Source organism: Alteromonas portus (assembly GCF_005117025.1).
Classification (GTDB): Bacteria; Pseudomonadota; Gammaproteobacteria; order Enterobacterales; family Alteromonadaceae; genus Alteromonas; species Alteromonas portus.
The window spans coordinates 1-1,168 of record NZ_SWCO01000024.1 but is presented as its reverse complement, the minus strand read 5'-3'; the positions used below and the strand labels follow the sequence as shown (position 1 = coordinate 1,168).

2 protein-coding genes are annotated in these 1,168 nt (G+C 43.2%); both read right to left on the bottom strand.

The window, feature by feature from the left end; genetic code table 11:
* Positions 1-192: 192 nt before the first annotated feature.
* Positions 193-603: a hypothetical protein gene (locus E5672_RS19720; RefSeq protein WP_240692292.1), complete on the bottom strand. Its 411-nt coding sequence runs from the start codon at positions 601-603 to the stop codon at positions 193-195.
* 82 nt (positions 604-685) lie between these two features.
* On the bottom strand, positions 686-1,048 hold the full coding sequence (locus E5672_RS19715) for a hypothetical protein (RefSeq protein WP_136783872.1): 363 nt from the start codon (positions 1,046-1,048) through the stop codon (positions 686-688).
* Positions 1,049-1,168 lie beyond the last annotated feature (120 nt).

The window sequence follows — 1,168 nt, the reverse complement described above, 5'->3', positions numbered from 1 at the left end:
GTATCCAGAAATTGCTAAAATAGTTAAATTCATAGAAGTTCCTTTTCTTCGTTTATTCCACTGATTTATCAGTGTGCGCTGACACCTAACTTTTAAATAAGGGGCGCAGGCATGTGGGCTAAAATCCGAACGAAGTGAGCAGCCCACATGTTTGCGTCCCAGCCCGCGCAGTGGGCGAGCTTGATTTTTTTGTTATGTTTTGTTTTTAAAAACAACATACCGAAATATTAAAGCCTGAACCGAAGCAATTACGCCAAGTATCCAAGGGCCGTTAGTAGTGCCACTTACCAGTGAAAAGGTAACTGGTAAAACCATGTAAAACAAATAGTTTGTTTTTTTGTACTTACAAGCCAGCCAGTGAACTGGAAACCCGATAATTAACCAGCCTGCTATAGATACCAGTAGGAAAACTCCAATATAGAGCGAAAAAGTTGCTATTAATCCAGGGATTTCGGAACTTTGTAAGTTATCTGCGCCGATAAGAAAGATCGCTGGCAACAGTAAACTAGATGTCAGCAAGCTCCTTACTATTGCTTTATCCCAATCACCTAAGTACACCTGTTCCCCTGAAAAACATAACTTTCCAATAACGGGCGCAGACATGTGGGGCACAATGGCGAAGCCGCCCCGCGTGTATGCGTCCCAGCGAACGAAGTGAGTGAGTTGATTGGGTTGTTAGGTGCGCTCACGCCAAGACCCCATTTAGCAGCATACTGGGCATAAAAAAGTAAAAAGCCAAAAAGCCCGAACTTGTAAATAGAAGTGCGACGGCACAAAAAGAAGCTTGAACGAAGAAGACGGAAGGTTTAGCAGATGCACTATGCCTAAAAGCTACTACTGCAGTTTGTAAACATTCTTTAATAGCTTGGTATTTTGTTGAGAACCAAGAAATGATGGGAGCTAGGCTAGCAAAAACGAGAGCAAATGCGATTTCCACACCGCCTAATTGGACTAAGAAGGCTATCTCTGGCAAAACTGCCGCCGCAACAACCATTGTGATACCGATAACTGCGCGTTGTAGATTAGTTAATTCATTCCATGATTTCATAATTTTTCCTTTTAGCACCTAACTTCTAAATAAGGGGCGCAGATATGTGGGCTAAAATCCGAGCGGAGCGAGTCAGCTCACATATTTGCGTCCCAGGCCGCGAAGCGGGTGACTTAATTT